The organism is Streptomyces sp. NBC_01474 (genome assembly GCF_035918215.1).
GTDB lineage: Bacteria > Actinomycetota > Actinomycetes > Streptomycetales > Streptomycetaceae > Streptomyces > Streptomyces aureus.
In genome coordinates this window covers 8,789,521-8,814,820 of the sequence record NZ_CP109449.1, presented here as the reverse complement: position 1 = coordinate 8,814,820, position 25,300 = coordinate 8,789,521, and the positions used below count along the sequence as shown (strand labels likewise).

At 70.9% G+C, this 25,300-nt stretch carries 24 protein-coding genes; 8 read left to right on the top strand and 16 right to left on the bottom strand.

All coding sequences use genetic code 11. From position 1 onward, the window contains the following. The first annotated feature begins 14 nt into the window (after window positions 1-14). Window positions 15-1,043: a methyltransferase gene (locus OG758_RS40275; protein ID WP_326714390.1), complete on the top strand. Its 1,029-nt coding sequence runs from the start codon at window positions 15-17 to the stop codon at window positions 1,041-1,043. Between the two features lie 88 nt (window positions 1,044-1,131). Here OG758_RS40275 and OG758_RS40270 read toward each other — a convergent pair whose 3' ends face one another. From OG758_RS40270 to OG758_RS40240, 7 genes are all read right to left on the bottom strand, one after another. After that, on the bottom strand, window positions 1,132-1,464 hold the full coding sequence (locus OG758_RS40270) for a TcmI family type II polyketide cyclase (RefSeq protein WP_326714389.1): 333 nt from the start codon (window positions 1,462-1,464) through the stop codon (window positions 1,132-1,134). Between the two features lie 35 nt (window positions 1,465-1,499). Continuing rightward, complete coding sequence (locus OG758_RS40265; RefSeq protein WP_326714388.1) at window positions 1,500-1,976, bottom strand: SRPBCC family protein; 477 nt, start codon at window positions 1,974-1,976, stop codon at window positions 1,500-1,502. A gap of 1 nt (window position 1,977) precedes the next feature. After that, window positions 1,978-2,238 carry an acyl carrier protein gene (locus tag OG758_RS40260; protein ID WP_326714387.1) on the bottom strand — a complete coding sequence of 87 codons (261 nt, stop codon included), beginning with the start codon at window positions 2,236-2,238 and terminating at the stop codon, window positions 1,978-1,980. Window positions 2,239-2,264: 26 nt separating this feature from the next. After that, window positions 2,265-3,512 carry a ketosynthase chain-length factor gene (locus tag OG758_RS40255; protein WP_326714386.1) on the bottom strand — a complete coding sequence of 416 codons (1,248 nt, stop codon included), beginning with the start codon at window positions 3,510-3,512 and terminating at the stop codon, window positions 2,265-2,267. Next, entirely contained in the window at window positions 3,509-4,777 is a 1,269-nt protein-coding gene (locus OG758_RS40250) for a beta-ketoacyl-[acyl-carrier-protein] synthase family protein (protein WP_326714385.1), read from the bottom strand. Before OG758_RS40250 ends, OG758_RS40255 begins: the two co-directional genes overlap by 4 nt. Further along, complete coding sequence (locus OG758_RS40245; protein ID WP_326714384.1) at window positions 4,774-5,253, bottom strand: cupin domain-containing protein; 480 nt, start codon at window positions 5,251-5,253, stop codon at window positions 4,774-4,776. The genes OG758_RS40250 and OG758_RS40245 overlap by 4 nt, the downstream gene beginning before the upstream one ends. A 66-nt stretch (window positions 5,254-5,319) precedes the next feature. After that, the gene (locus tag OG758_RS40240) at window positions 5,320-6,444 is read right to left on the bottom strand and encodes a SchA/CurD-like domain-containing protein (RefSeq protein ID WP_326714383.1); all 1,125 of its coding nucleotides are present in this window, start codon (window positions 6,442-6,444) and stop codon (window positions 5,320-5,322) included. 229 nt (window positions 6,445-6,673) lie between these two features. On the opposite strand from OG758_RS40240, the gene OG758_RS40235 reads away from it, so the two are divergent. After that, a complete protein-coding gene (locus OG758_RS40235) occupies window positions 6,674-8,356 on the top strand; it encodes an FAD-dependent oxidoreductase (RefSeq protein WP_326714382.1) in 1,683 nt (560 codons plus the stop codon). A gap of 15 nt (window positions 8,357-8,371) precedes the next feature. Here the strand turns inward: OG758_RS40235 and OG758_RS40230 are convergent, their stop codons facing one another. Further along, window positions 8,372-9,148, bottom strand: a complete 777-nt coding sequence (locus tag OG758_RS40230; protein WP_326714381.1) for a class F sortase — start codon at window positions 9,146-9,148, stop codon at window positions 8,372-8,374. Between the two features lie 203 nt (window positions 9,149-9,351). Next, window positions 9,352-10,431, bottom strand: coding sequence for a hypothetical protein (locus OG758_RS40225; protein WP_326714380.1), 1,080 nt, complete (start codon window positions 10,429-10,431; stop codon window positions 9,352-9,354). Window positions 10,432-11,147: 716 nt separating this feature from the next. Between OG758_RS40225 and OG758_RS40220 the strand changes: the two genes are divergently transcribed. Continuing rightward, window positions 11,148-12,539 carry an MFS transporter gene (locus OG758_RS40220; RefSeq protein WP_326714379.1) on the top strand — a complete coding sequence of 464 codons (1,392 nt, stop codon included), beginning with the start codon at window positions 11,148-11,150 and terminating at the stop codon, window positions 12,537-12,539. A 95-nt stretch (window positions 12,540-12,634) separates the two neighbouring features. On the opposite strand, the gene OG758_RS40215 is transcribed toward OG758_RS40220, so the two are convergent. The 4 genes from OG758_RS40215 to lnt form a co-directional block, all read right to left on the bottom strand. Beyond that, on the bottom strand, window positions 12,635-14,578 hold the full coding sequence (locus OG758_RS40215) for a helix-turn-helix domain-containing protein (protein WP_326714378.1): 1,944 nt from the start codon (window positions 14,576-14,578) through the stop codon (window positions 12,635-12,637). Window positions 14,579-14,668: 90 nt separating this feature from the next. Next, window positions 14,669-15,460, bottom strand: coding sequence for a 3-hydroxybutyrate dehydrogenase (locus tag OG758_RS40210; protein ID WP_326714377.1), 792 nt, complete (start codon window positions 15,458-15,460; stop codon window positions 14,669-14,671). 55 nt (window positions 15,461-15,515) lie between these two features. Continuing rightward, window positions 15,516-15,995, bottom strand: coding sequence for an NUDIX hydrolase (locus OG758_RS40205; RefSeq protein ID WP_326714376.1), 480 nt, complete (start codon window positions 15,993-15,995; stop codon window positions 15,516-15,518). A gap of 10 nt (window positions 15,996-16,005) precedes the next feature. After that, window positions 16,006-17,604 carry an apolipoprotein N-acyltransferase gene (lnt, locus tag OG758_RS40200; protein ID WP_326714375.1) on the bottom strand — a complete coding sequence of 533 codons (1,599 nt, stop codon included), beginning with the start codon at window positions 17,602-17,604 and terminating at the stop codon, window positions 16,006-16,008. Between the two features lie 225 nt (window positions 17,605-17,829). Between lnt and OG758_RS40195 the strand changes: the two genes are divergently transcribed. Continuing rightward, window positions 17,830-18,900: an O-antigen ligase family protein gene (locus OG758_RS40195; protein ID WP_326714374.1), complete on the top strand. Its 1,071-nt coding sequence runs from the start codon at window positions 17,830-17,832 to the stop codon at window positions 18,898-18,900. A 14-nt stretch (window positions 18,901-18,914) separates the two neighbouring features. Here the strand turns inward: OG758_RS40195 and OG758_RS40190 are convergent, their stop codons facing one another. Beyond that, entirely contained in the window at window positions 18,915-19,469 is a 555-nt protein-coding gene (locus tag OG758_RS40190) for a hypothetical protein (RefSeq protein WP_326714373.1), read from the bottom strand. 105 nt (window positions 19,470-19,574) lie between these two features. Beyond that, the gene (locus OG758_RS40185) at window positions 19,575-20,363 is read right to left on the bottom strand and encodes a glutamate racemase (protein WP_326714372.1); all 789 of its coding nucleotides are present in this window, start codon (window positions 20,361-20,363) and stop codon (window positions 19,575-19,577) included. Window positions 20,364-20,421: 58 nt separating this feature from the next. Here OG758_RS40185 and OG758_RS40180 point away from each other — a divergent pair, with 58 nt between their 5' ends. After that, a complete protein-coding gene (locus OG758_RS40180) occupies window positions 20,422-21,597 on the top strand; it encodes a glycosyltransferase (protein WP_326714371.1) in 1,176 nt (391 codons plus the stop codon). A gap of 13 nt (window positions 21,598-21,610) precedes the next feature. Here the strand turns inward: OG758_RS40180 and OG758_RS40175 are convergent, their stop codons facing one another. Next, window positions 21,611-22,894 (bottom strand): TerD family protein, encoded by a 1,284-nt coding sequence (locus OG758_RS40175; RefSeq protein WP_326714370.1) that lies wholly within the window; start codon window positions 22,892-22,894, stop codon window positions 21,611-21,613. 260 nt (window positions 22,895-23,154) lie between these two features. Here OG758_RS40175 and OG758_RS40170 point away from each other — a divergent pair, with 260 nt between their 5' ends. The 3 genes from OG758_RS40170 (at window position 23,155) to OG758_RS40160 (ending at window position 25,239) form a co-directional block, all read left to right on the top strand. Continuing rightward, on the top strand, window positions 23,155-23,592 hold the full coding sequence (locus OG758_RS40170) for a DUF6643 family protein (RefSeq protein ID WP_116500463.1): 438 nt from the start codon (window positions 23,155-23,157) through the stop codon (window positions 23,590-23,592). 45 nt (window positions 23,593-23,637) lie between these two features. After that, window positions 23,638-24,462: an MOSC domain-containing protein gene (locus tag OG758_RS40165; RefSeq protein ID WP_326714369.1), complete on the top strand. Its 825-nt coding sequence runs from the start codon at window positions 23,638-23,640 to the stop codon at window positions 24,460-24,462. A 171-nt stretch (window positions 24,463-24,633) separates the two neighbouring features. Further along, window positions 24,634-25,239, top strand: a complete 606-nt coding sequence (locus OG758_RS40160) for an Rv1733c family protein (protein WP_326714368.1) — start codon at window positions 24,634-24,636, stop codon at window positions 25,237-25,239. The last annotated feature ends 61 nt before the right edge of the window (window positions 25,240-25,300 follow it).

Sequence of the window (25,300 nt, the reverse complement as noted above, 5' to 3'; positions counted from 1 at the left end):
AAGCGAGGCAACAGATGACGACCGTCGATCAGGCTCCCCAGTCACCCATGCGCCTGCGGGAGCTGGTTTTCGGAGCCGCGTGCGCCGCCGCCGTACGCGCGGCCGCCCGCCTGGGCGTGGCCGACGCCCTGGACGACACGCCCATGAGCGTGGAGGACCTGGCGGCTGCGGTGAAGACCCAACCGCTGACACTGCGCCGACTGCTGCGCGCACTGGCCAGCCAGGGCGTCTTCACGGAGCGCCCGGACGGCACGTTCGCGCACACGGACATGTCCCGGCTCCTGCGCGAGGACGACCCGCACAGCCTGCGCTACATCGCGCTGTGGTGCACCGAGCCGTGGACCTGGAACGTCTGGCCGAAGCTCGACGAGGCGGTGCGCCACGGCCGCAACGTCTTCGAGGACGTGTACGACAGTGAGTTCTTCACCTATCTCAACCAGGAGGCTCCCGAGTCGGCGCACGTCTTCAACCGCGCCATGACGACGTCCAGCGAGCAGTCCGCGCGCGACGTCGCCGCCCTCCTCGATCTGGAGGGCGTGGCCTCGGTCGCGGACATCGGCGGCGGTCACGGGCAGGTCGTGGCCGGCCTGCTGGAGAAGCACCCCGACATGCACGGCACGCTGCTCGACCTGCCGGGGGTGGTCGAGAACGCCGATCCCCGCCTGCGCGAAGGCGGTTCGCTGTCCTCACGGGTGCGCATCATCGCCGGTGACTGCCGCGAGGACATCCCGGTCCAGGCGGATGTCTACATCATCAAGAACATCCTGGAGTGGGACGACGACAGCACCCGCAGGGCGCTGGCCAATGTCCGCAAGGCGGCGCGGCCCAGTGCCCGCGTCATCGTCATCGAGAACCTCGTCGACGACACCCCGTCGATGAAGTTCACGACGTCCATGGACCTGCTGCTGCTCCTCAACGTCGGCGGTGCCAAGCACACCCGGCTGAGCATGGTCGAGCGGCTGACGGACGCGGGTCTCGTCCTCGGCGAGGTCCGTCCCGTCAACGCGTACCTGCACGCCTTCGAGTGCACCGTGCCCGCCTGACCCGCACACAGTCCCCGGACACAACCCGAGGCCGCCGGCTCCGCGTCTGACGCGGGACCGGCGGCCTCGGGTTGTGTCGTGCCCTCGCTCAGGAGGGGTCGTTCCGGTTCCAGTGGTAGAAGCGGTGCGCCATGGCGTCCTTGGGGCTGCGCCATGTCTGCGGGTCGTACGCACTGACGTACGCCGACAGCTGATCGCTGATGTTGCGGAACTCGGGGTGCCCGGCCACCTGTGCGATGGCGGGCGCCGGGTCCTCGTCGGACTCGATGAGGTGCATGTACACGTCGCCGAACTGGAACAGGCTACGGCTCTTGACGCCGATCAGACGCGGGAGCTCACCTCGGTCGGAGGCGGCGAACACGTCGGAGATCGCCGGCGCCGAACCGGGCGCCATGCGGGCGACGATCAGGGCGTGATGCATCGTGTTTCCTTCCTGGACGGTCGGTCGATCGGCGGTCAGCGGGGCACGGCGGCCTTCTGCCGGTCACGGGCGACGCGCTCGATCTGGTCGCGGATGAGGCCCATCTGCGTGACGGAGTTGCGGTTGATGTTGTCCGTCATCCAGGCGTCGTCGACCGGGGCCTCGGGCTTCATCGCGAAGTCCTGCACCCAGTCCATACGCGTGCCTTCCGGGGTCTCCGTGTAGTCCCACCGGATGTCCATGTGCGCGAAGGGCCCGGTCTCGACGCGGCGGGCACGCACGGTCCGCTTGGCACGGTCCATGGTCCGCTCCGAGACCCAGCTCCAGACCTTCCCGTTGTCGTCCGGGTGCATGGTCAGGCGGAAGGTCGTCGTGTCACCCTCGCGGGAGAGCACTTCGAGGGACGCGTACTCGCTGAAGAGCTGCGGCCAGTTCTCGATGTCGTTGGTGATGTCCCAGACGAGGTCGAGGGGGGCGTCGATGGTGATGCTGTTCTCGGTGTGTCCGGACATGTCAGGCTCCAGCCTTGAGGGTGCTGTTGACGAGGTCGAGGAACTCGCGGGGCGTCTTGCAGCGCTCCGAGTCCTGGGGAAGCGACTGGCCGTACCGGTTCTCGAGCTCGCCGACGATGCCGAGCAGGCCGAGGGAGTCGAGGCCGACGGAGTCGAACGGGAAGTCCGGCGACTGCTTGAGTCGCGCGGGGTCCACGGTGACTCCGGCCGCCTTCTTCATGAGGCCGGCCAGATCGTCGAAGGTCAGTTCTGCGGTGATCATGCGGGTGTTCTCCTTCCCGCCCGGTCCTATCGGGCGGAGTCGCCGCCGCGGCGCACTACCAGCGCCGCGTTGGAGCCCATGAGTCCCCTGCTGAGGACCAGGGCGGTGCGCAGCTCGGCGGGGCGAGCGCGAGACATCACCAGGTCGAGGTCGTGGCAGATGTCGAACACGTTGGGTGTGGGGGGTACGAGGCCGTTCTCCATGGCGAACACGGCCGAGACGACGTCCAGGACGGGCGCCGCGCAGTAGGCCCGCCCCGTACCGGTCTTGGGCGCCGTGACGGGGACGCGGCTGCCGTGCGCACCCAGGGCGTCGGCGATGGCCAGCGCCTCGGCGCGGTCCGCCTCCGGTACGCCCATGGCGTCGGCGAAGACGACGTCGATCTCCTCCGGGGCGCAGCCCGCCTCGTCGAGGGCACCCTTGATCGCGCGGGCGAGCCCCTCTCGGGACTCCTCCCAGCGGGAGGCGCCGGTGAAGGTGGCCGAGTGGCCGGCCACCACGGCCCGGATGTCGGTCCCCCGTTCGCGGGCGCGGGTCTCGTCCTCGACGACGAGCATCGCGCCGCCCTCGGCGGGCGCGAACCCGCGGGCCCTGTTGGTGAAGGGCAGATAGGCCCGGTCGGGATCCTCGGCGGTGCTGAGCTCGGGGTAGCCGAGCTGGCACACCATCGAGTACGGGGCGAGGGGGGCCTCGGCGGATCCGACGACCATGGCGCCGGTTCCGCGCCGTACGGTGCGGGCCGCGTGCGCGATGGCGTCAAGACCGCCCGCCTCGTCGCTCGCGACCACCCCGCACGGCCCCTTGAAGCCGCTCCAGATGGAGATCTGTCCGGTGCTGGCGGCGTAGAACCAGGCGATGGACTGGTAGGGGCCCACGAATTTGGAACCCTGACCCCACAGCTTCTGGAGCTCTCGCTGTCCGAACTCACCGCCGCCGGAACCGGCCGCGGTGACCACGCCGATGGAGTACGGCTCCGCGGGGTCACCGCGGCCGAGCCCGGCTTCGTCGAGGGCGAGCGCCGCAGCGGCCATACCGAAGTGGGTGAAACGGTCCGTCTGGACGAGGAACCGCTCGTCGATGAGGCCCGCGGGGTCGAAGCCGCGGACCTCACCGCCGACGCGGAGCGGCATGTCCTCGCATCCTTCGCGGGTGATCCGGTCCAGGGCGCCGAGGCCCTCCCGGACGGATTTCCAGTACGCGTCGGCGTGCAGTCCGTTGGGCGCGATCACACCGATCCCGGTGATGGCCGCGCCGCGGGCGCGTTCACTGCTCATCGTGTCCTCCCACCTGGTTCGGTCAGGAGCACCGCGGACTGGAATCCGCCGAATCCGCTGCCGACGGAGAGCACGTTCCGCAGCTTTCGCGGGCGTGCGGTGCGCGGTACGTAGTCCAGGTCGCACTCGGGGTCGGGGGTCTCGTAGTTCGCCGTGGGCGGCACCACCTGGTGCTTCATGGCAAGGACGCAGGCGACCACCTCTATCGCGCCGATCGCGCCCAGGGAGTGGCCCACCATGGATTTGATGGAGCTCATGGGTGTGTCGTAGGCGTGAGCTCCCAGGGACACCTTGACCGCGGCCGTCTCGTGGCGGTCGTTCTGTCTGGTGCCCGAACCGTGTGCGTTGACGTAGTCGATCAGCGTGGGGTCGAGGCGGGCCTGGCCGAGCGCGTTGTCGATCGCCCGGGCCATCTCCAGGCCTTCGCTGGTCAGACCGGTCATGTGGTAGGCGTTGCCGTAGGTGGCGTAGCCGCTGAGCTCGCAGTAGATGTGCGCGCCGCGCGCACGGGCGTGCTCGTAGTCCTCCAGGACGAGCACCGCGGCGCCCTCGCCCATCACGAAGCCGTTGCGGTCGGCGTCGAAGGGACGGGAGGCGTGCTCGGGGTCGTCGTTGTTGGGCGACGTCGCCTTGATGGCGTCGAAGCACGCCATCGTGATCGGGGAGATCGGCGAGTCCGACGCCCCGGCGATGCAGATGTCGGCGCGGCCTTCCTCGATGGTGTGAAAGGCGTAGCCGACCGCGTCGAGCCCGGAGGTGCAGCCGGTGGACACCGTCTGCACCGGACCCCGGGCACCGAACTGCTCGGCGACGACCGAGGCGAGTGTGCTCGGCGAGAACGCCATGTGCAGTTTCGGTTCTGCCGCGCGGTGGTCCACGTCCCACCGCTTCCCGCCCTCGCTGACCAGCACGTAGTCACGCTCCAGGCGGGTGGTGCCGCCGATGGCGCTGCCGAGGGACACCCCGATGCGCCAGGGGTCCTCGACCCCGGTGTCGAGTCCGGAGTCCTTGACGGCTTCGTCGGCGGCGATGACCGCGAACTGGATGTACCGGTCGGCGTGTTCGACCAGTTCCGGGTCGAGGCCGTGCGCGACCGGGTCAAGGTCGCACTCGGCGGCTATGCGTGAGCGCAGGCCCACCGGGTCGAAGAGCGTGATGCCACGGGTCGCGGTACGGCCGTTGGCGAGAAGATCCCAGAACGCGCTCGCCCCGATACCACCCGGGGCGACTACACCGACTCCGGTGACAGCCACCCGCCGGGTCACGTTATGGCCCCACTACGCTCGGACGGCTGTCCGTGTCCTGGCGCGGTCAGGTCCGGACCGCCGGTGATGAACCCGGGGCCGGCTTCGGCACCCTCGGTCACCTCCGTGTCGACGTGGCCGAGGCTGGGGCGCGGGGCGAGCGGGCCGAGGTGGAAGACCATACGGGCTTCCACGTCGCCGACGTTGCGGAAGCGATGCCGCATGTTGATCGGGATCAACAGGCCCTGGTCCGGGCGGAGTTCATGCGTCTCGCCGTCCAGGTCCACCTCGAGGGCGCCGTTGACGACGTAGACGAACTCCTCCGAGTACGGGTGGTAGTGCTCGCCGATGCGCTCGCCGGGCTGGACGAGGGCCAGCCCCATGAACCCGCTGGTGGAGCCGACCGTCGCGGGTGTGAGCATGGCCCGCAGGTCACCTCCTCGGCGGCGGTTGGGTTCGGTCTCGCTCAGGTCCACGATGCGTGGATTCTTGGTCATGGTTGATACCTCCGGGTGCGGCGGTGGCGTCCGGGGCAGCGCCCACGGACACCCCGCAGTTGTCCGTCAGGAACCCGCCGAGCTGCGGTCGGTGATGGGCATCATGTCGGCGTGCGACAGGAGCCGATTGATGTTGCGCTCCGTCTGCAGGGAGCCCTCGACGCCGATCGCTGCGCCGTCGAGGAGCTGCTCGAGCTCCGCGCTCTTCTTCGCGCCCTTGAGGCCGAGGGAGGCGACGGGGTCGCTGTCGAGCTCACCCGTGATGTCGATGAGACGCACCACGATGTCGTCGCGCTGGAAGACGGTGCTGCCGTACACCGGGTTGTCCTGGTCGTCCGCCGCGATCGCGTCCTGCTCGGCCAGCAACCGGGCCAGGTCCATCCCGCGGCCCTTCTTGGCCGGGTAGTACAGCGCGTGCCGCCGCAGGTCGCGCGGTACCGGAACGTCGGACACCACATGGTGGACGGCCGGAAGCGCGGCCCGGGTGAAGAAGACGCGCGCCGAATCGGCGTCGGTCAGGTCCCGGTGCTGCTCGAGGTAGGGGTTGATGGCTTCCTCGACCGCCCGCACCTCGGGCTGGCGGGCGACGTGACGCAGCGCGGCGAGGAGGTCTCCCTCCACCTCCACGGCACGCACGACGCGGTTGCCGTGCATGAAGAGCGAGGTGCGGCGCAGGCGGGTGGTGTCGTCGACCTGGGCCTGGGGTGACTGATACCCGGCCAGGATCTCCGCGACCTTCGACTCGGAGCCCGGCTTGACGGTGAAGGTGAGGGCGTGGCGCGCCGCGCCGTCGCCCACCCGGGCCGTCACCGCGTTCGCCGCTGCCGGCGCCGGCGTGACCGGCTCGGCGGGGCTGGTCTCCCGGAGGATGCTGTAGCGCATCGACCGGGTGTCCTTGACGCAGTTGTGCATCGGCCTGACGGTCTCGACGTGCTCCTCGCTGTTCACCCAGGCGAGGAAGGGCGGGGCGCTCTCCCACTCGCTGGTGATGAGCCACTGCGAGGGGTTCTCGATCGACTGGCAGAGCTGGTCACTGATGTGACCGGGCACGGAGGCGACCTGATTGCGCATGTGCTCGTACGCGTCCAGGAACTGCTGCTGGGCTCCCTCGTACAGGTCGAGCAGGAGGATCACTCGCAACTTGGAGCCGTCGAAGGCCGACTGCGATATGCGTCCTGAGATGGGGGTCATACGGCACACCTCTCCTCTTCTTCAGAAGATCAGGAACGACCACCGCGTCCGAAATGCCGGGGTCGCCATGAGCCGATCGTCGATCGGGCCCCCGGAGGACGCGATCCACAAACGCCGTACGGGTGACCAAGGCACCCATCCGGGCGCTCCGAGGGGCGAAGCGACGCGGGGAGGCATGGACTGTGCACACAACCCCCGACTCACCCGCGGCTGCGGCTGGAGGCAAGCAATGAACCGATCGGAAGCGGCGCCCGAGGGTGCCGAGCACGTGCCCGTACTCATAGTCGGTGGCTCCCTGGTGGGCCTTTCGACCTCGCTGTTCCTGGGGCGTCTCGGCGTCCCGCACATGCTCGTGGAGCGCCACTCGGGCACGTCGATCCATCCCCGCGGGCGCGGCAACAACGTGCGCACGATGGAGTTGTTCCGGGTGGCCGGAATCCAGCAGCGCATCGAGGACGCCGCGTCGGTCCTGGCCGACAACCACGGCATCCTGCAGACGCCGACCCTGGTGGGCGACGCCGGCGAGTGGCTGTTCAAGGAGATCGACCCCGGTGGCGGGCTCGCCCGCTTCAGTCCCGGCGGTTGGTGCCTGTGCAGTCAGAACGACCTCGAACCCGTACTTCTGGAGAGCGCGCGGGAGCTGGGCGGGGACCTGCGGTTCCACACCGAACTGATGTCGTTCGAGCAGGACGCCCAGGGTGTGACCGCGCAGCTCAAGAGCCGCGACACGGGCGAGCACAGCACCGTCCGGGCGGACTACCTCGTCGCGGCGGACGGCCCGCGCAGCCCCATCCGCGAGCGGCTCTCCATCGGGCAGAGCGGCCCGGGCGACCTGTTCCACAACGTGAGCATCACGTTCACCTCGCGCGGCCTCGCGGACGCCGTCGGCGACCGGCGCTTCATCGTGTGCTACCTCACGAACCCGGAGGCCGACGGCGCCCTGCTGCCGGTCGACAACCGTGAGCACTGGGTGTTCCACGCTCCCTGGCACCCCGAGAACGGCGAGACGCTCGAGGAGTTCACGGACGAACGCTGCACGGAACACATCCGGCGGGCCACCGGAGTTCCGGACCTCGATGTGCAGATCACCGGCAGGGCCGCCTGGCACGCCGCCGAGCGGGTCGCCGAGCGGTACTCGGACCACCGGGTGTTCCTCGCCGGCGACTCGGCCCACGAGATGTCCCCCACCGGGGCGTTCGGCTCCAACACCGGTATCCAGGACGCGCACAACCTCGCCTGGAAGCTGGCCGCCGTACTCGGCGGCTGGGCCGGCCCCGGCCTGCTGGAGTCCTACGACCTGGAGCGCCGGCCGGTCGCGGAGGCGACGAGCGCCCGCGCCTCGACGCGATCGGTCGAGCACAGCCACCCGGGATACACCCCCAACCCGGAAGCGGGCGGACCGGGCGGACCGGGAGCAGGCGGCCCCGGTGGCAAGAAGGGCGGAATCCTCAACGTGGCGCTGGGCTATCGCTACCCGCGCGGCGCGGTCCTCGGTGCCGACCCGGCGACGCCGGTCGTACCCGAGGGAATGCGGCTGACCGGCGAGCCCGGGAGCCGCGCGCCCCACATGTGGCTGAACCGCGCCGCCACCCGGGTCTCCACCCTCGACCTGTACGAGCGGTCGATGGTGCTCCTGAGTTCGGGGGACGGCGACGGCACGTGGCACAACGCGGCCACGGCCATCGCGCAACGAATGGCCGTGCCGCTCGACTCCTACCGCATCGGCAGTGGGCCCGACGCGGAACTGTCCCCCGTAGGCGACGTGGACTGGGCGGAGACCCACGGTGTCGCCCCGGGGGGTGCGGTCCTCGTCCGCCCCGACGGATTCGTCGCGTGGCGGTCCGAAGGGCCGGCGGCAGATCCCGGGAAGGAACTGCGGGACGCCCTCATGGGAGTCCTGGACCGGGACTGACAACTCCCGCCGGCCTCAGATGAGATGGGCGAAGACCACCAGGTTGTCGGTGTAGTCCTTCTTGACGTGGTCGTACACCCCGGTGCAGGTGATCAGCCGGACCTGAGCCTGAGGCGTGTCCCCGTACACGCGCTCGTTGGGGAAGTTGTTCTTCGCGAACGTCTCGGCGCTGTCGACCACGAAGGAGGCCGTGCGCGAGTCGGCCCTCTCGACGGAGAAGGTGTCCCCCGTCTTCAGATTGGTGAGGCCGGCGAACACCGCGGCGGACGTCTTCGTGTCGACATGCCCGGCGATGATCGAGGTACCGGTCTCGCCCGGGGTCACGCCGTCGGCCATCCAGCCGACCAGGTTCGTGTCGGCGGCGGGCGGGGGCTGCAGCTGGCCCGTGGGGCCGATGACGAGCTCGGTGAAGGGGGCGTTCACACCGATCTTCGGGATGAGCAGCCGCGTGGGCCTGGCCCGCGGCAGATGCTTTCCGACGGGCGCCACGGACGCTGCGGGCGGCACGGGCTCCTCGGACGCCACGGGCGGCACGGGCGCTACGGGCGCTGCGGGCGGCGCGGGCGGCTCCGACGGCGCGGGCGGCACGGCGTCCGAGGACGGCGCGTACGCCACCGCGGGTCGCGACGCACCGGAGGAATCGGATGTGTCTGACGTCGTGTCATTTCCGCCGAACAGACTCACCGCCAGGACGACGATTCCGACGGACCACACGATCCACGCGCCGATGCGAGATCGGCGCCCGGGCGGCACGGACTCGGTCTGATTGGGGGAAGGCAACCGGGCTGCCATCTGGCATCACCTCACTGGAACGAGCAGGTCTGGAACAGCACAAGAAGATCGGGATCGGCAAAAGAGTCCGGTAACAGCGCAAGCGCGGTCCGGGACCGCGCAGCCAGATCGGGAGCTTCAAGAGGGAACTACGCAAAAAGGAAGGCAGCCGGGCCGCCGCGACGTGTTAACGCGGCGGCCCCGGCTGCTATGACGGGCACCGGTCAGGACGCGTCGGACGCGCGCTTACGGCGCATCGCGAACGCGCCGGCCGCGGCGACCCCGAGGATCGCAATGCCGCCTGCCGTGACACCCGGCGTGGTGGCGAGCCCGCCACCACCGGTGTGCATGCCACCACGCGGCTTGCCGTAGCCGGAGCCGGAGTCGGAGCCGGAGCCCCACGAGTCCTTGCCGGAGTCGGAGCCCCACGAGCCCTTGCCGGAGTCGTCGCCGTCCTTCTTGTAGCTCTCCGGGTCGTACTTCTCCTTGTCCTTGGTCCAGTCGTCGTCGTTCACCATGGTGAGGGCGCCACCACCGGTGTGCATGCCACCACGCGGCTTGCCGTGGTCGTCGCCCTTGCCGTAGCCGCCACCCTTGCCGTGGTCGTCGCCCTTACCGTGGTCGTCGCCCTTGCCGGAGCCGCGGTCCTCCTTGCCGTAGCCGCCGTGGTCGTCCTTGCCGGAGCCGTGCTCGTCCGAGTCACCCTTCTTGTTCTCGTCCTTGCTCCAGTCGTCCCCCTTCAGCATGGCGAGGGCGCCACCACCGGTGTGCATGCCACCACGCGGCTTGCCGTAGCCGCCGCCCTTGCCGTGGTCGTCGCCCTTACCGTGGTCGTCGCCCTTGCCGTGGTCGTCGCCCTTGCCGTGGTCGCCGCCGTCCTCGTTGCCGTAGCCGTCGCCGTCCTCGTTGCCGTAGCCGTCCTCGTCCGAGTCACCCTTCTTGTTCTCGTCCTTGCTCCAGTCGTCCCCCTTCACCATGGTGAGGGCGCCACCACCGGTGTGGATGCCACCACGCGGCTTGCCGTAGCCGCCGCCCTTGCCGTGGTCGTCGCCCTTACCGTGGTCGTCGCCCTTACCGTGGTCGTCGCCCTTACCGGAGCCGCGGTCCTCCTTGCCGTAGCCGCCGTGGTCGTCCTTGCCGGAGCCGTGCTCGTCCTTGCGGTTGCTGTCTTTGTCGTGCTCCGAGCTGTAGGAAGAGCCGTCGTTGTCCCAGTCGCCTGCGGCGGCGGCGAACGCACCAGGAGCAGCGATGGCGAGTGCGGCCGTAGCCGTCGCGGTAGCGAGAAGCATGCGGGCAGTACGCATCGTCGAAGTCCTTCCGCCACGGCCGAGCCACTGACGCTTTGTCAGCTCGAATTACTCGGCCCCGACCTGATCACCGTCAGTCAAAGGCGGCCCGCGCACCACTCGAGCCGCGCGCCCGTCTCATAGCCGCGACGTCACCCAATAGGCCTCCAATGGCTCAACCCGCGGGCAAGTCACAGATCCTGACCAGGCATTTCGCCACAGAGGTTCCCTGACTTCCCGCTCGCGGACCGCTTCGAGCACAACCCGATCGGCCCCGACACGACTGCACGCACCCGGCCCGAACGGACCAGCGGCCCGGCGCACCTCGATCGCTGACGGCGGGTCCGATCCTCCCGGCCCTCATCGCTGACGCCCAGTCCGATCCGGCCGTCCCTCATCGCTGACGAAGCGTCCGGCCCGCACCCGCCCTGATCCCTGACGACGGGTCCGATGCGCCGGTCGCCATCCCTGACGGCGCTTCCGATCCCCTCGCCCTCGTCGCTGACGATCAGTCTGATCCACCTGGCCCAGTGACTGGGGAGGCTCACGGGCGCCGCGCTGTCGCGACACGCCGACGCGCGCTGAACTTGACGCTGCTCACCGTCTCCTCATGGTGGCTCCCCGCATAGCACCGCCCAAAACTATGGTGCCCCACCACATGTGCCGTTGACCTGCGTCTTTCTACCTTGTGCCGACACGTACCCGTCCCCGCCCAACGCCTGGAAGTGGTCCACATGGCCTCCGCAGCAACCGCTCCCCCACCGCCCGCGAGCCTCCGGCGGATCGTCGCCGCGAGCCTCATCGGCACCACGATCGAGTGGTACGACTTCTTCCTCTACGGCTCCGCCGCCGCACTGGTCTTCAACAAGCTCTTCTTCCCCGACGCCGACCCGCTCGTCGGCACGCTCCTCTCGTTCCTGACGTACGCTGTCGGATTCGCTGCGCGGCCGCTCGGCGCGCTCGTCTTCGGGCACTACGGCGACCGGCTCGGCCGCAAGAAGCTGCTGGTCCTGAGCCTGCTCATGATGGGCGGGGCGACGTTCGCGATCGGCCTCCTGCCGACGTACGCGACGGTCGGCGTGGCCGCTCCGGTACTGCTCACCGTGCTGCGACTGGTCCAGGGCTTTGCTCTGGGCGGCGAGTGGGGCGGCGCCGTGCTCCTCGTCTCCGAGCACGGGGACGCCAAGCGGCGCGGCTTCTGGGCCTCCTGGCCGCAGACCGGAGCGCCCGCGGGACAACTGCTCGCCACCGGCGTTCTCTCCCTGCTGACGGCGCTCATCTCCGACGCCTCCTTCACCGCGTGGGGCTGGCGTATCCCGTTCCTGCTGTCCGGGGTCCTCGTCATGGTCGGACTGTGGATACGTCTGTCCGTCGATGAATCACCTGTCTTCAAGGAGGCGCTGGCGCGGGCCGAGGCTCGCAAGGCCGAAGAGGGCGGGGCGAGCGAGAAGACGCCGCTCGTCGCCGTACTGCGCCACCACTGGCGCGACGTCCTCGTCGCCATCGGCGCCCGCATGGCCGAGAACATCAGCTACTACGTCATCACCGCCTTCATCCTCGTGTACGCCACCACGTCGGCCGGCGTCTCCAGGCAGACCGCACTGAACGCCGTACTCATCGCGTCCGCCGTACACTTCGCGGTCATCCCGGCCTGGGGCGCGCTCTCCGACCGGGTCGGCCGCAGGCCCGTGTATCTGCTCGGGGCCGCGGGCGTGGGCCTGTGGATGTTCCCGTTCTTCTCGCTCATCGACACCGGCAGCTTCGGGAACCTGCTCCTCGCCGTGACCGTGGGCCTCGTGCTGCACGGGGCGATGTACGCGCCGCAGGCGGCCTTCTTCTCCGAGATGTTCGCGACGCGGATGCGCTACTCGGGCGCCTCCATCGGCGCGCAGTTCGCCTCGGTCGCCGCCGGAGCGCCCGCGCCGCTCATCGCCACGGCGCTCCTCGTGGACTACGACAGCTCCACCCCGATCGCCCTGTATGTGATCGCCGCCGCCGTCCTGACGCTCATCGCCGTGGGCGTCGCGAAGGAGACCCGGCACCGCGACCTGTCCCACATCGAGGAGGACAGCGCCGCCGGCGAGAAGTCGGCCACGGCCCACACGGCGGACGCCCGCACCGCCTGACCCGGCCATCGCTCCCCGGCCCCCGTACGCACCCCGCGTACGGGGGCCTCGCCGTCACACGACACGCTGAGCACCACGGAACCGCGACCCGCCCGTCAGCCCGATATCGCCCCGGCCAACCGGTGCAGCCGCAGCGCGAGTTGGATCTCCAGGGCACGCGCGGGCGACTGCCAGTCGGGGCCGAGCAGACGCCCTATTCTTTCCAGGCGTTGCGCCACCGTGTTCACGTGCACGTGCAGCGCGTCCTTGGTGCGGGCCGGGCTCATGCCCGAGGCGAAGTACGCGTCGAGCGTGCGCACGAGGTCGGTCCCCCTGCGCCGGTCGTACGTCACGACCTCGCCCATGGTGCGTTCGACGAACCCGGAGATGTCCCGGCTCTCCGCGAGGAGCAGGCCGAGGAAGCCGAAGTCCTCCGCGGCCGCGCCCTCCCCCGCTCTGCCGAGCAGGCGCAGGGCGTCCAGGCAGCGCTGCCCCTCCGCGTAGGCCGCGGCGACGGTGTCGGTGCGGTTGGCCAGGTCCTCCACGGGCGCCGACGCGCCGACCGTCACCTGCTCGTGGACCGCGGAGGACAGGTGCTTGGCGGTGCGGCGGGCGAGGTCGGAGGCCCGGTCCGCGGCACTCAGGGGAAGCAGCAGGACCGTGCCCCCGTCGCGCGCGGCGGCGAGCCCGTGCCGAGTGGCGGCGAGGTGGGACGCGGCGGACCACAGGCGGCGCCGTGCGGCGGCCTCATGTTCGGCGTCTGCGCCCGGGGTCTCCAGGCGCGCGGCCAGGACCACATGCGTGGCGTCCAGGTCGGCGTGCAGCCGCGCGGCGCGCTCCCGCAGCAGTCGCGGGTCCCGGTCCCGCGCGTCGAGCAGATCGTCCAACAGCTCGCCCCGTACGCGCTGTTCGGCCTCGGAGGCGGAGCGCCGGGCGAGCAGCAGGAGCGAGGTGACCATGGCGGCGCGCTCCAGGGTGCGCTGGTCGACGGGGTCGAGCCCCGGGTGGCCGCGCAGCACGAGCGCGCCGAGGAGTTCGCCGCCCGCCGCGACGGCGGCTACCCAGTCGTCCCCGTCCCGCACGGCGTGCCCGTCGGCGCGCGAGGCGTCGAGGGGTTTGTCGGGGGCGGTGACCGCGTCGGCGAACTCCACTGTCCCGTCGAGGACTTGGGACACGGCGGCCGCCACGTCGTGGACGCCGCCGCCCCGCAGGACGAGTTCGGCGAGGCGGTCGTGAACGTCGGACGCACGCTCGATGACGTCGCCGCGGTCCCGGATGATCTCATTGGCGCGCTCCAGCTCGCCGAGCGCCTCCCGGGTCTCGGAGAGCAGGTTCGCCGTGTCGATGGCGGCCGCGGCGAGCGCCGCGAACGAGCCGAGCAGCGCGATCTGCTCCCGCTCGAAGACCCGGGCGCGCCGGTCCGCGGCGAACAGCACGCCGATGACATGGGGCCCGAGCATCAAGGGGACGCCCAGGATCGCGACGAGACCCTCGTCATGGACACCGGTGTCGATGGTGCGCGTGTGCTTGAAGCGGACGTCCTGGGCGTAGTCCGCGGTGACATAGGGCCGGGCGGTCTGGGCGACGAGTCCGCCGAGGCCCTCGCCCATGCCGAGCCTGAGCTGCTGGAAGCGCGCGGCGACGGAGCCCTCGGTGACGCGCATGTAGGTGTCGCCCCTGGACGGGTCGTTCAGCGTCAGATAGGCGACGTCCGTGCTGAGGAGGGAGCGGGCGCGCTGCACGATGGCCTGGAGGACGGCGCCCAGGTCGCGCAGGCCCGCGAGATCGTGCGCGGTCTCGAAGAGCGCGGACAGCTCCGCCTCGCGGCGGCGCCTGCCTTCGAGGTCGGCACGGACGCGCAGGGCGAGTCCCTTGGCGTGTTCGAGGGCGTCGATCCGCCCCGGTGGCTCGCCCTCGGCGCGGGCGACCAGCACGGGCTGTTCGTAGGCGTCGGCGGACGCGCCCCTGGCGAGGAGCTCGAGGAACGGCGCCTCGGCACTCGGTGCAGGGCGTTCGGAGCCTGCGGGGCCTGACGGGGACTGTGCTGGATCGTGCGACATGCTCAACAGGATTACCCGTCGTACGGCCGGCCCCGCCAGCCCTGTGGACAACTCGATGGATCAGACAATCGCCGCCACCCGCGAGGATGATCAGTGTGCGGTCCAGCCGCCGTCCATGACGAGCGACGTCCCGGTGATGAAGGAGGCCCGCGGGCTGCACAGATACGCGACCGCCTCGGCGACCTCGTCGGGTTCGATGAGCCGCTTGAGCGCGCTGTCCTGGAGCATCACCTCGGCGAGGACCCGCTCCTCGGGGATGCCGTGGGCGGCGGCCTGGTCGGCGATCTGCTTCTCGACCAGCGGCGTGCGGACGTAGGCGGGGTTCACACAGTTCGAGGTGACGCCGTGCGGAGCGCCTTCGAGTGCGGCCGTCTTGGAGAGCCCTTCGAGGCCGTGCTTGGCCGCGACGTACGCGGACTTGAACGCGGACGCGCGCAGGCCGTGGACCGAGGAGAGGTTCACGATGCGCCCCCAGCCCTGCTCGTACATGTGCGGCAGGGCGCCGCGGATCAGGCGGAAGGGTGCCTCGAGCATCACCGTCAGGACGGTGTGGAAGACGTCGGGCGGGAACTCCTCGATGGGGCGCACCAATTGGATGCCCGCGTTGTTGACGAGGATGTCGGCGCCGGCGGCGCACTCCTCGGCCGCGTCCAGGTCGGTGAGGTCGAGGACGCGCGGCTCGATGCCGCCGGGGGTGGCGCCGGCTTGCTCGGCCAGCGCGTCGAGGCCCTCCTGGTCCCGGTCGACCGCTCTCACTTTGGCCCCGGCCGCGGCGAGCCGCAGCGCGCAGGCGCGGCCGATGCCGCCTGCGGCGCCGGTGACGAGTGCGATGCGGCCGCCGAGATCGAGCGGCGCGGTGAGGGGTGCGTGGGGCGCGGTCATGCTCCGCACCCTAGGCAGCGCTCGCGCCCCGCCCGATGTGGTCGGCACCCATACTTCAGCGCTCGGACATGGTCTCGAACCATGTCGGCCCGTCGGAGGACGCTTGCTTGATCCGGAGCAGGCAGAAGTCGCCCAGCGGCGGCAGCGAGTCCAGCTCGAACCAACCCACCTCAAGGGACTCGTCGTCGTTCACGCGCGCCTCGCCGCCGGTCGCCCGGCAGCGGAAGGAGATGTCGGTGAACTGACACCGGTCCCCGTTCGGGTACCTCACCGGCTTGAGGGTCTTCACCAGGACGACCCGCTCGGGCACGCACTCGACGCCCGTCTCCTCGTACACCTCGCGTACGGCGGCTTCGGCGGGCTGCTCCCCCGGCTCCGGGATTCCGGCGAGGACCGCCCACATTCCGGTGTCGGCGCGGCGCCCGAGAAGGACCCTGCCGTCGTCGTCGAAGACGACGGCGCTGACGCCGGGCAGCACCAGGAGCTGGTGGCCGATGCCGGCCCGGATCTTGCGGATGAACTCTGGGGTACCCATGCCTGCGACCCTATCCGGCGGCTGGCCCGCTCCGGCGGGAGCGCACCACGGCCCAGCCGAGACCGCCCACGCCGATGGCCACGAGCAGCAGCTCCGGCCATCCGCCCAGCCGGGTGGCAAGGGTCAGCGAGGTCCGCTTCGGCACGTCGGCGACCAGGGTGTCGGCGACGAACATGCCGGTGCGCTGGGCGACGGATCCGTCGGGCCTGATGATCGCGCTGACGCCGCTCGTCACCGGCACCATCACGGCGCGGCCGTGCTCCACGGCGCGCACCCGGTCCATGGCGAGCTGCTGGTAGGTCATCTGGCTGCGGTCGAAGGTGGCGTTGTTGCTGGGCACGGAGAGGATCTGCGCGCCCGCCTCCACCTGGTCTCGCACGACGGAGTCGAACGCGGCCTCGTAGCAGGTCACCGGACCGATCCTGGTGCCCGCCATGTCGAAGACGACCGGCTTCTTGCCGGCCACGAAGTTGCCCGCGCGGTCGACGTCCTTGCTGAAGATGCGGAAGAAGCTCCGGTAGGGCATGAACTCGCCGAACGGCTGGAGCTGCCGCTTGTCGTAGACGGCGCCGGGGCCCGTCTTCGGGTCCCAGAGGATCTGCCGGTTGCGGGGCGTGCCGTCCTTGGCGGTGACGACCGCGCCCACGGAGATGGGCGCGCCGACGGCCTTGGCCGCCTTGTCGATCTCGGCGTACGCGTCGGCGTTGACGTAGGGGTCGATGTCGGAGGAGTTCTCCGGCCACAGCACGAGGTCGGGTTTCTTGACCTGGCCCGCCTCGATCTTCGTGGCGAGCTTCATCGTCTCCCGTACGTGGTAGTCGAGCACGGCCCGGCGCTGGGAGTTGAAGTCGAGGCCCATGCGCGGCACGTTGCCCTGGATGACGGCCACGCGCGCGGTGCCTTCCTCTGCCGCGGTGGAGACGAGGGGCGCCGCGACGGCTCCCGCAATGACGGGCGCGAGGGTGAACGCGGCGGCGACGGCCACGCCCCGGTCACGTACACCGCGTACGTCCTTGAGGCGCAGCGCGAGAGCGGCGAGGCCGAAGCCGCACAGGACGACCGCGAAGCCCAGGAGCGGGGTGCCGCCCAGTGAGGCGAGCGGCAGGAACAGGCCACTGGGCTGACCGAACGCGACCTTGCCCCAGGGGAAGCCCCCGAACGGGAAGCGGGCCCGCAGCGCCTCGTCCGCGATCCACACGCCCGCGGCCCACAGCGGCCACAGCGGCAGTCGTGAGACATAGGCGATGCCGAGTCCGGCCAGGGCCATGACGAGCGATTCCGCGAGGGCGAGGGCCAGCCACGGCAGCGGACCGACGTCGACGCCCGTCCACGACAGGAGCGGCACGAGGAAGCCGAGGCTCATGAGGAAGCCGAGGCCGAGACCCGCGCGCATCCGCCGCCCGTGAACGGACGCTCCGAAGAGCGCGAGGGCCAGGGGCGCGAGCCACCACAGCTCACGGGGCGGGAAGCCGACGTACAGCAGTACTCCGGAGAGCACCGCGGCGGCGGCCGGAGCGATCCGTCGGGACAGTCGGGCCCGGCGCGAGGCGGGCGCCGACTGCGGATCGAGCTGTTCCGGCTCGTCTACGGAGGTTGCGGTGGCGGTCACTCGGGGAGTGTACGGCGGGTCATCTGCTGGGCGACACGGCGGTCTGCGGGGGTCGCGCCGACCGCGCGGACCATCCGCTGCAGCATCGTTCCTGCGCAACCCGTGCACAAACCGGTGCATCAGCCGTTACGGTGTGCCCCGAGTCCCCGAGGGACGGCCGTATCCGGCCATGACGCTCGGGGCCCGTCACAGTCGGGGGGCGACGGGGTGGTGGGGACCACGGGAATGTCGTCGACGGCCGGTCCGTCGGCGGAGTACGAGCGGCGCAATGTCGCCGACGCGGCGGGTGTCTTCGCGCTCGGGGCGTGCGCCGTCTGGTCGCTGATCACCGCGACCGCCCGCGCGGGCAGGCCTGAGGGCGTGCTCCTGGCGGTGCTCGCCGTGGCGGCGGGCTATGCGTGCGGCCGGATCTCCGGCGCGCTGCTGCCCATGGCGGCGCCCTTCGCGGCGGCCTTCGCGGGACTCGGGCTCGCGCTCGCGTCCCCGCACGCGGTGCCCGCGCCCGACACCGGCTCTCCGCTCGGCCGCACCGGCGCGACGGCCGCGCTCCTGGCGCTGTCCACCGGGGCGGCGTGCTGCGCGGCCTGGGCGGCGCGACGCCCGCCCGTGCGCGCGGCCCTTTTCCTGCTGGCGGGCGGCACGGTCGCGGCTGCCGCTGCCGTCGGGTCGATCGCCGGTGTCACCGCGTGCACGGGAGTGCTGCTGTGCTCCCTCGCCTCGATGAGGATGCGGCACCACAGGGGCCTCGGCCTCGCCGGCCTCGGCGTCATGACGGGGCTGGTGACCGGGCTCTCCCTGGCACTGCTGAAGGGCGTACTGCCCTCGGGCCTCTCCGCTTCCCTGGAGGGGCAGCTCTCGCAGCACCGAATCCTTCTGTGGCAGGACGCCCTGCGCCAGGCCGAGTCCGATCCGGGCCTCGGAGTGGGCCCCGGCCGCTTCGGGGAGCTCAGCCCCACGGTCGGCGAGACGCTGCTGCCCGACGGCAAGCCGCACTCCGCCCCGCTCCAGCAGGCCGCCGAGCAGGGACTCGTAGGCGTCTGCCTGCTGGCCGCGGTGTTCTGCTGGCTCCTGTACGTCCTGTGGCGGTCGGCGCGCTCCACGCCGGTGGTCCTGACGGCGGGCGCGGCGCTGACCGCTCTCGCCGGTCTGGCGACGCTCGGCAACGCCCTGAGCTTCACCACCGTCACCGCGGGCGCGGGCCTGCTCGCGGGGGTGGCGACGGCGAGACCCTGGGGCGACGAGCCCTCGGACAGCACTACGGCCGCCCCGGTACGTGTCCGGGGCGGCCGTGTGTGAGTGTGCGGGTGCCGTCAGGCGGCGGGACCGACAGAGGTCGGCTTGAGCCGGTCGTGGATGGCGCGCACCGCGGACTCGGCGTTGTCCACGGTCACCGTGAACTTCCTGCCGTCGCCCATGATCACGACAACGCCCTCGCCGCGCCGGACGATGACGGCCGTGCCCTGCTCGGGGCGCCAGCGGTATCCCCAGCCGCCCCACTGGCGAGGCGTGACACGGGGTTCGAACTCGGCTCCCACCACATGGGCGAGCAGGATGCGGCGGCGAGGCACTCCTATGTGACCGCACCGCACTTCCAGGTAGTCCTTGTCGACCTTCACGGCCACATGGACGAAGGCAAGGGTGCCGAACAGGATCAGAAGACCCGCGGCGATGCAGCCGACCACCGACATCACCAGCGCGGCGACACCGGAAGTCCACTGGGAAACCACGGCGAGCTCGATGCCGAGCGCCACACACGCGGCGCCGCCCAGCGCTGCCAGCCACTGCACGTGATTGTGTGCACGGCCTGTCCAGATCTCGGGGGCGACGGAGGACGCGCGCCGCTCACTACCGGAGTGGTCCCTCATGGAACTGAGACTACTCATGTTCCGCAGCGAAGGCACTGTGTCGCGGAGAGTGATTACTCGCGGCCCCGGGACGCCGGGGCCCTGCCCGGAATCAGCGCGCCGCCGTCACTGTGCGTGGCTGACGGCGGCCTGGAGCAGCCGGCCCTCGGCATACGCGAGAGCGGTGGGCGGGAGCGCGGAGGTGCGGCCGCTGAGGATGACGGTGAGGGCGCCCTGCGCACCGCTCTCCGCGTCGGGCCCGGCCCCGATCCTGCGCAGTGCCTGCGCGGCGACGGCCCCGGCGCTGCCATGCAGGACGAGCGGCGGCATGCCGGGCTGCTGAACGGCGGCGCGGATGCGTTCCGCCACGAGTTCGTAATGGGTGCAGCCCAGGACAACGGCCCTTACATCGGTCGGGGTGAGCGCAGCGGCGGCCGCGATCGTCCTGTCGATGGCGTCCTCGTCCGCGTGCTGCACGGCGTCGGCGAGGCCCGGGCAGGGCACCTCGGTGACCTCGACCCCGTCCGCGAAGTCCCGGATCAGTCCCCGCTGGTAGGGGCTTCCGGTGGTGGCGGGAGTGGCCCAGATGGCGACGGGTCCGGCGCCGGCGGCAGCCGGCTTGATCGCGGGGACGGTGCCGATGACCGGGATGCCGGGTTCGAGGCGGGCCCGCAGGGCCGGCAGGGCATGGACCGAGGCGGTGTTGCAGGCCACGATCAGCGCCTCGGGACAGTACTCCGCGGCGGCCTCGGCGACGGCCAGGGCCCGTTCGGTGACGTCCTGCACGCTGCGCGGCCCCCAGGGCATCCCGTCGGGGTCGGAGGACAGGACGAGATCGGCGTCGGGCCGCAGGCGCCGTACCGCGGCAGCGGCCGCGATGAGTCCGATTCCCGAGTCCATCAGCGCGATCTTCACCCGGAAACCATAGACGATGGCCCTCACACCAAGGATGCGGTGGGGCAGACTGCGGCGGATGGACGCCGTTGTGTGGATCACCGCAGCATCGCTGGCCGCGTGGGTGTGGCTGCTGGTCGGACAGGGCTTCTTCTGGCGCACGGATCTGCGTCTGCCCCCGCGCACGGACCCTTCGGAGTGGCCCTCGGTGTGCGTCGTCGTCCCCGCGCGGGACGAGGCGGCCGTGCTTCCGGAGAGCCTGCCCTCGCTCCTCGCGCAGGACTATCCGGGGCGCGCCGAGATCTTCCTGATCGACGACGGCAGCACGGACGGCACCGGAACCCTGGCCGGGGAGCTGGCCCTGCGGCACGGCGGGCTGCCGCTCACGGTCGACTCGCCGGGCGAACCGCCGGCGGGCTGGACCGGCAAGCTGTGGGCGGTGCGGCACGGTATCGGCCTGGCACGCGCGCGTGACCCCGAGTTCCTGCTGCTCACCGACGCCGACATCGCGCATGAGCCCAACAGCCTGAGGGAGCTGGTGGCCGCGGCCCGTACGGGCGGGTTCGACCTCGTCTCGCTGATGGCGCGGCTGCGCGTGGAGAGCGTGTGGGAGCGGCTCGTCGTCCCGGCCTTCGTGTATTTCTTCGCCCAGCTGTACCCGTTCCGCTGGATCGCGCGGAAGGGCTCGCGCACGGCGGCCGCGGCGGGCGGCTGCGTGCTGCTGAGCGCCGAAGCCGCCGACCGCGCCGCGATCCCCGACTCGATCCGGCACGCCGTCATCGACGACGTCGCGCTCGCCCGGGCGGTGAAGGGCTCCGGGGGTCACATCTGGCTGGGCCTCGCCGACCGCGTCGACAGCGTGCGCCCCTACCCGCGGCTCGGCGACCTGTGGCGCATGGTGTCCCGCAGCGCCTACGCCCAGCTCCGGCACAACCCCCTGCTCCTCGCCGGGACCGTGGCCGGGCTCGCGCTCGTCTACCTGGCGCCGCCGGTCGCGCTCGTCGCCGGACTCGCCACAGGCCATGGGCTCACCGCGCTGCTCGGCGGGCTCGCCTGGCTGCTGATGACGGCGACGTACCTCCCGATGCTGCGTTACTACGGGCAACCGCCCTGGCTGGCGCCGCTGTTGCCGGGTACCGCGTTCCTGTACCTCCTCATGACGGTCGACTCCGCCGTGCAGCACTACAGGGGGCGGGGTGCGGCCTGGAAGGGGCGTACATATTCCAGGCCTGACCCCGCGCCGGAGCGGCAGTAGCCGACCGGGGCGGCTACTTTCTGCCGGGCGTCCAGTTCATGCCCCACCCGTAGGCGTGGTCGACGGTGCGCTGCGGGCTCACGCCGCGCTCGGGTACGAGGTAGCGGGCCTCGCGCTGCACGGTCAGGTCGCTGCCCGTGTTGGTGATCAGTGCGAGCGCGCACACCGTCGACGGAACGGTGCACTCGTCCAGGGAGAAGTCGACGGCCGCGCCGAACTGGGGCTGGAGCGTGACGGTCGCGTGCAGGTCGGCGAAGCTGCGGGCGCCTTCGTAGATGGTGACGAAGATGAGGACGCGCCGCAGTTCGTTCTTGTGGTCGAGGTTGATCGTCAGGTTCTCGCCGCTGGAGACGGCACCGGTGCGGTCATCACCGTCGAGGTGGATGTACGGCGGACGGTTCAGGGCGCCGAAGGCGTTGCCCAGTGCCTGGACGACACCCTTGCGGCCGTCGGTGAGTTCGTAGAGGGCGCACAGGTCCAGGTCGAGGTCCGCGTGCTGCGCGACGGCGCGGCCCAGCTTGCTGCCCCACCCCTTGAACTGCTTGCGCACCTCCCAGTTGAGGTTCACGCGCATCGAGCCCGACGTACCGCCCTGCTTGGCCAGGGAGACGGACGGCGCCGCCTTGGTGAGGGTCACCTTGGTCAGGCGGACGGGCTGCTGCGGGGGAGCGGCCGGGGGCGGCGGCGCGGTGACGGGGGCCGCGACCGGCGGTGCGGGGGCGGGCGTGAGCGCGGGCGTGGGTGCTGGTGCAGGTGTCGGCGCGGGTGTCTGGGGTTCGTCGACCGTGATCCCGTAATCGCCGGCCAGGCCCGCCAGACCGGTGCCGTACCCCTGGCCGACGGCGCGGAACTTCCAGGCGCCCTGGCGACGGTAGAGCTCACCGAGGACGAAGGCGGTCTCCACGCTCGCGTCGGCGCTGTCGTAGCGCGCGATCTCGGCGCCGTCCGCCGCGTCGAGGACTCTGATGTACAGCCCGGGGACCTGCCCGAACGAGCCGCCGTCCGCCGACGCGGCGAGCACCACGTTCTCGATCGCGGGCTCCACGCGCGCGAGGTCGACCGAGATCGTGTCGGTCACCTGGCCGTCCGCGCTCCGCTTGCCCTCGTGACGTACGGCCCCCGAGGCGTGCGTCGGCTGGTTGTAGAACACGAAGTCCGCGTCCGACCGGACCTTTCCGGCAACGAGCAACAGCGCGGACGCGTCCGCGTCGGGCACCCCCGCGCCTGAACGCCACCCCAATTCGATCCGCACGGCCGGCGCCGGCACGACGACATTCGAACCTTTAGACATTGGCATGTCCGCCCCCAACAGAGATCTCCGGCTTCCTGGTCAACCTATTCCCCGCGACCGAAAGCGGCACAGGGGCACGTGTTCGATGATCACTGGCCAACCGCCGGTAACTCACCAAGAACTCGCCTTTACACGATCCGAACGCTGAACGACGACCGATTTTGCCAAGTTCGCTCGCATTGGGGATCTCGAGTCACTGCCGACACGCAAAACAACCCTCTTATCGGTCTCCCCAACCAGCACATCGTGGGCTTAACTTATGTGCCATGACCTCCCCCCGCTCCACCTATGGCGGCGGTTACTACTCCGCGCCGTCCTTCCCGGACACTCCGATCTACGACTCCCTCGTCGCAGAGCGGGGCACACCCCAGATCGCCCCGATCCGGGTTCCTGCCATGTACGACACCGGCAGTCATCTGCCCGCGCTCCCGTCCGCGCTTCCCGCGCTGCCGGCCGCGCCCTCCGCACCCATGCCCCAGTACGGTTACGCGACCCCGCAGCAGGCGCCTCTCCAGCACGCGCCGGCGCCGTACATCCCGCAGCAGGCCTCCGGGCCCCGCGGCTACGCGGGCATGCAGCAGCCGCAACAACAGCAGCAGCGTCCGGCGCCCGGCACCGGCTACGAGGCCATGCGCCCCGCGGCGCCCCGCCCTGCCGCGCCCTACGAGGATCCGTACAACCGTCAGCAGTACCGCGGTTATTGATCTCCTGGAGATGGGGCCGTCCGTGCCTGCTGGCAGGATGGCCCCATGCCGAATGCCTCGCTTCGTTCGATCCACATACACCCACTGAAGTCGGTTCGGGGGCACGCGCCGCGCGAGGCGGCCGTGGAACCGTGGGGTCTTGCAGGAGATCGCCGGTGGGTGCTCATCGACGCCTCGGGCAAGGTCGTCACCCAGCGCCAGCACCCGCGTCTCGCGCTCGCTTCGGCCGAGACCCCGGACGGCGACGGTCTGCGCATGTCGGCCCCCGGCCGCACGCCCCTGACCGTGCCGGTTCCCCGGCCCGCCGGGACGACCACGGTGAACATCTTCGGGGACAAGGTCGAGGCCGTGCTCGCCGACGACGCGGCGCACGCCTGGTGGAGCGCGTATCTGGAGGCCGACGTGCGGCTCCTCCACCTCGACGACCCGGCGACGCGACGCCCCATCGACCCCGAGTACGCCAAGCCCGGCGAGACGGTCAGCTTCGCCGACGGGTATCCGCTGCTGCTCACCACCCTGTCCTCCCTGGACGCCCTCAACTCCCTCATCGCGCAGGGTGACCACGCGGACGAGGGCCCGCTGCCCATGGACCGCTTCCGGCCGAACGTCGTGGTGGACGGCACCGCGCCCTGGGCGGAGGACGACTGGTCACGCATCGCGATCGGCGCCGTCACGTTCCGTATCACCAAGAAGAGCGGCCGCTGCGTGGTGACCACCACGAACCAGTCGACTTCGGAGCGTGGCAAGGAGCCGCTGCGGACGCTCGCCCGCCACCGCCGCTTCGGTGACCAGCTGTGTTTCGGGACGAACCTGGTCCCGGAGGCGGCGGGGACGGTCCGGATCGGTGACGCGATCACGATCCTGGCCTGACGCCTGGCCGCGCGGGGAACCCCGCGCCGGATCACGGTCGTTGGAGCACAATGGAAAGGCGGGAACAGGCGGAGAGCTTCGTCGAGTGGGGTGATTTCGCTCTCTCTTCGCCCCACCTGCGCGTGAGCCGTGCCGTTCACGGTTAAGAGGACGCGGAAGGGGGTGCTGGCTGTGCGGGCAATCGCCGGACTCTGGCGGTGGCGGCACAATCCACTGCGCCGCGCGACCGACCTCGCCGAGGCCTGGGTCGCGCTGGTGGCGGTGCTGCTCATCGTCGTTGTCGCACCGATCATCGGCGTCGCGACGGGATCCCTGGCACAGGGCGCCTTGATGCAGTCGGTCCAGGAACAGCACAAGAACCGCCGGGAAGTTCCCGCCACGGTCGTACGGAAGCTGGCTCAGCCGCCGCTGGACTCCGACCCCGAGACATCCACGGCGAGAGACGCGCACAGCCGGGTCGTCGCCAACTGGAAGGCACCCGACGGCGCCCACCGCACGGGCCGCGTCCTGTCGAGCCTCACGACCCCGCATCCGGGCGACCGGTTCATGCTGTGGGTCGACGGCACGGGTCAGGTCGTGGGCCGCCCGCTGGACGACGCGACGGCGACAACTCACGCCGCGCTGGCCGGATTCGGGACCGCGGCGGCCGCGGCGGGGCTCGTCGAGGGCGCCCGGCGCCTGATCGTGTGGCGCATGGTCCGCCGCCGGTACGACCGTTGGGACCGCGCCTGGGACAAGGCGGGCCCGGACTGGGGCAGGACCGGGACCGGCAGCTGAGCGGCCTTCCGCTCCGGTCAACTCAGCGGCTGCGCGCACGCTACGGTTGACCCACCTTCGC

Bases quoted from the DNA above. Each gene is read 5' to 3' on its own strand.
- OG758_RS40235 (WP_326714382.1), top strand. From the start codon at position 6,674: ATGAACCGATCGGAAGCGGCGCCCGAGGGTGCCGAGCACGTGCCCGTA.
- OG758_RS40180 (WP_326714371.1), top strand. From the start codon at position 20,422: ATGGACGCCGTTGTGTGGATCACCGCAGCATCGCTGGCCGCGTGGGTG.
- OG758_RS40245 (WP_326714384.1), bottom strand. From the start codon at position 5,253: ATGACCAAGAATCCACGCATCGTGGACCTGAGCGAGACCGAACCCAAC.
- OG758_RS40165 (WP_326714369.1), top strand. From the start codon at position 23,638: ATGCCGAATGCCTCGCTTCGTTCGATCCACATACACCCACTGAAGTCG.
- OG758_RS40230 (WP_326714381.1), bottom strand. From the start codon at position 9,148: ATGGCAGCCCGGTTGCCTTCCCCCAATCAGACCGAGTCCGTGCCGCCC.
- OG758_RS40260 (WP_326714387.1), bottom strand. From the start codon at position 2,238: ATGATCACCGCAGAACTGACCTTCGACGATCTGGCCGGCCTCATGAAG.
- OG758_RS40220 (WP_326714379.1), top strand. From the start codon at position 11,148: ATGGCCTCCGCAGCAACCGCTCCCCCACCGCCCGCGAGCCTCCGGCGG.
- OG758_RS40265 (WP_326714388.1), bottom strand. From the start codon at position 1,976: ATGTCCGGACACACCGAGAACAGCATCACCATCGACGCCCCCCTCGAC.
- OG758_RS40225 (WP_326714380.1), bottom strand. From the start codon at position 10,431: ATGCGTACTGCCCGCATGCTTCTCGCTACCGCGACGGCTACGGCCGCA.
- OG758_RS40205 (WP_326714376.1), bottom strand. From the start codon at position 15,995: ATGGGTACCCCAGAGTTCATCCGCAAGATCCGGGCCGGCATCGGCCAC.
- OG758_RS40190 (WP_326714373.1), bottom strand. From the start codon at position 19,469: ATGAGGGACCACTCCGGTAGTGAGCGGCGCGCGTCCTCCGTCGCCCCC.
- OG758_RS40255 (WP_326714386.1), bottom strand. From the start codon at position 3,512: ATGAGCAGTGAACGCGCCCGCGGCGCGGCCATCACCGGGATCGGTGTG.
- OG758_RS40240 (WP_326714383.1), bottom strand. From the start codon at position 6,444: ATGACCCCCATCTCAGGACGCATATCGCAGTCGGCCTTCGACGGCTCC.
- OG758_RS40170 (WP_116500463.1), top strand. From the start codon at position 23,155: ATGACCTCCCCCCGCTCCACCTATGGCGGCGGTTACTACTCCGCGCCG.
- OG758_RS40215 (WP_326714378.1), bottom strand. From the start codon at position 14,578: ATGTCGCACGATCCAGCACAGTCCCCGTCAGGCCCCGCAGGCTCCGAA.
- OG758_RS40195 (WP_326714374.1), top strand. From the start codon at position 17,830: ATGTCGTCGACGGCCGGTCCGTCGGCGGAGTACGAGCGGCGCAATGTC.
- OG758_RS40175 (WP_326714370.1), bottom strand. From the start codon at position 22,894: ATGCCAATGTCTAAAGGTTCGAATGTCGTCGTGCCGGCGCCGGCCGTG.
- OG758_RS40270 (WP_326714389.1), bottom strand. From the start codon at position 1,464: ATGCATCACGCCCTGATCGTCGCCCGCATGGCGCCCGGTTCGGCGCCG.
- OG758_RS40275 (WP_326714390.1), top strand. From the start codon at position 15: ATGACGACCGTCGATCAGGCTCCCCAGTCACCCATGCGCCTGCGGGAG.
- OG758_RS40210 (WP_326714377.1), bottom strand. From the start codon at position 15,460: ATGACCGCGCCCCACGCACCCCTCACCGCGCCGCTCGATCTCGGCGGC.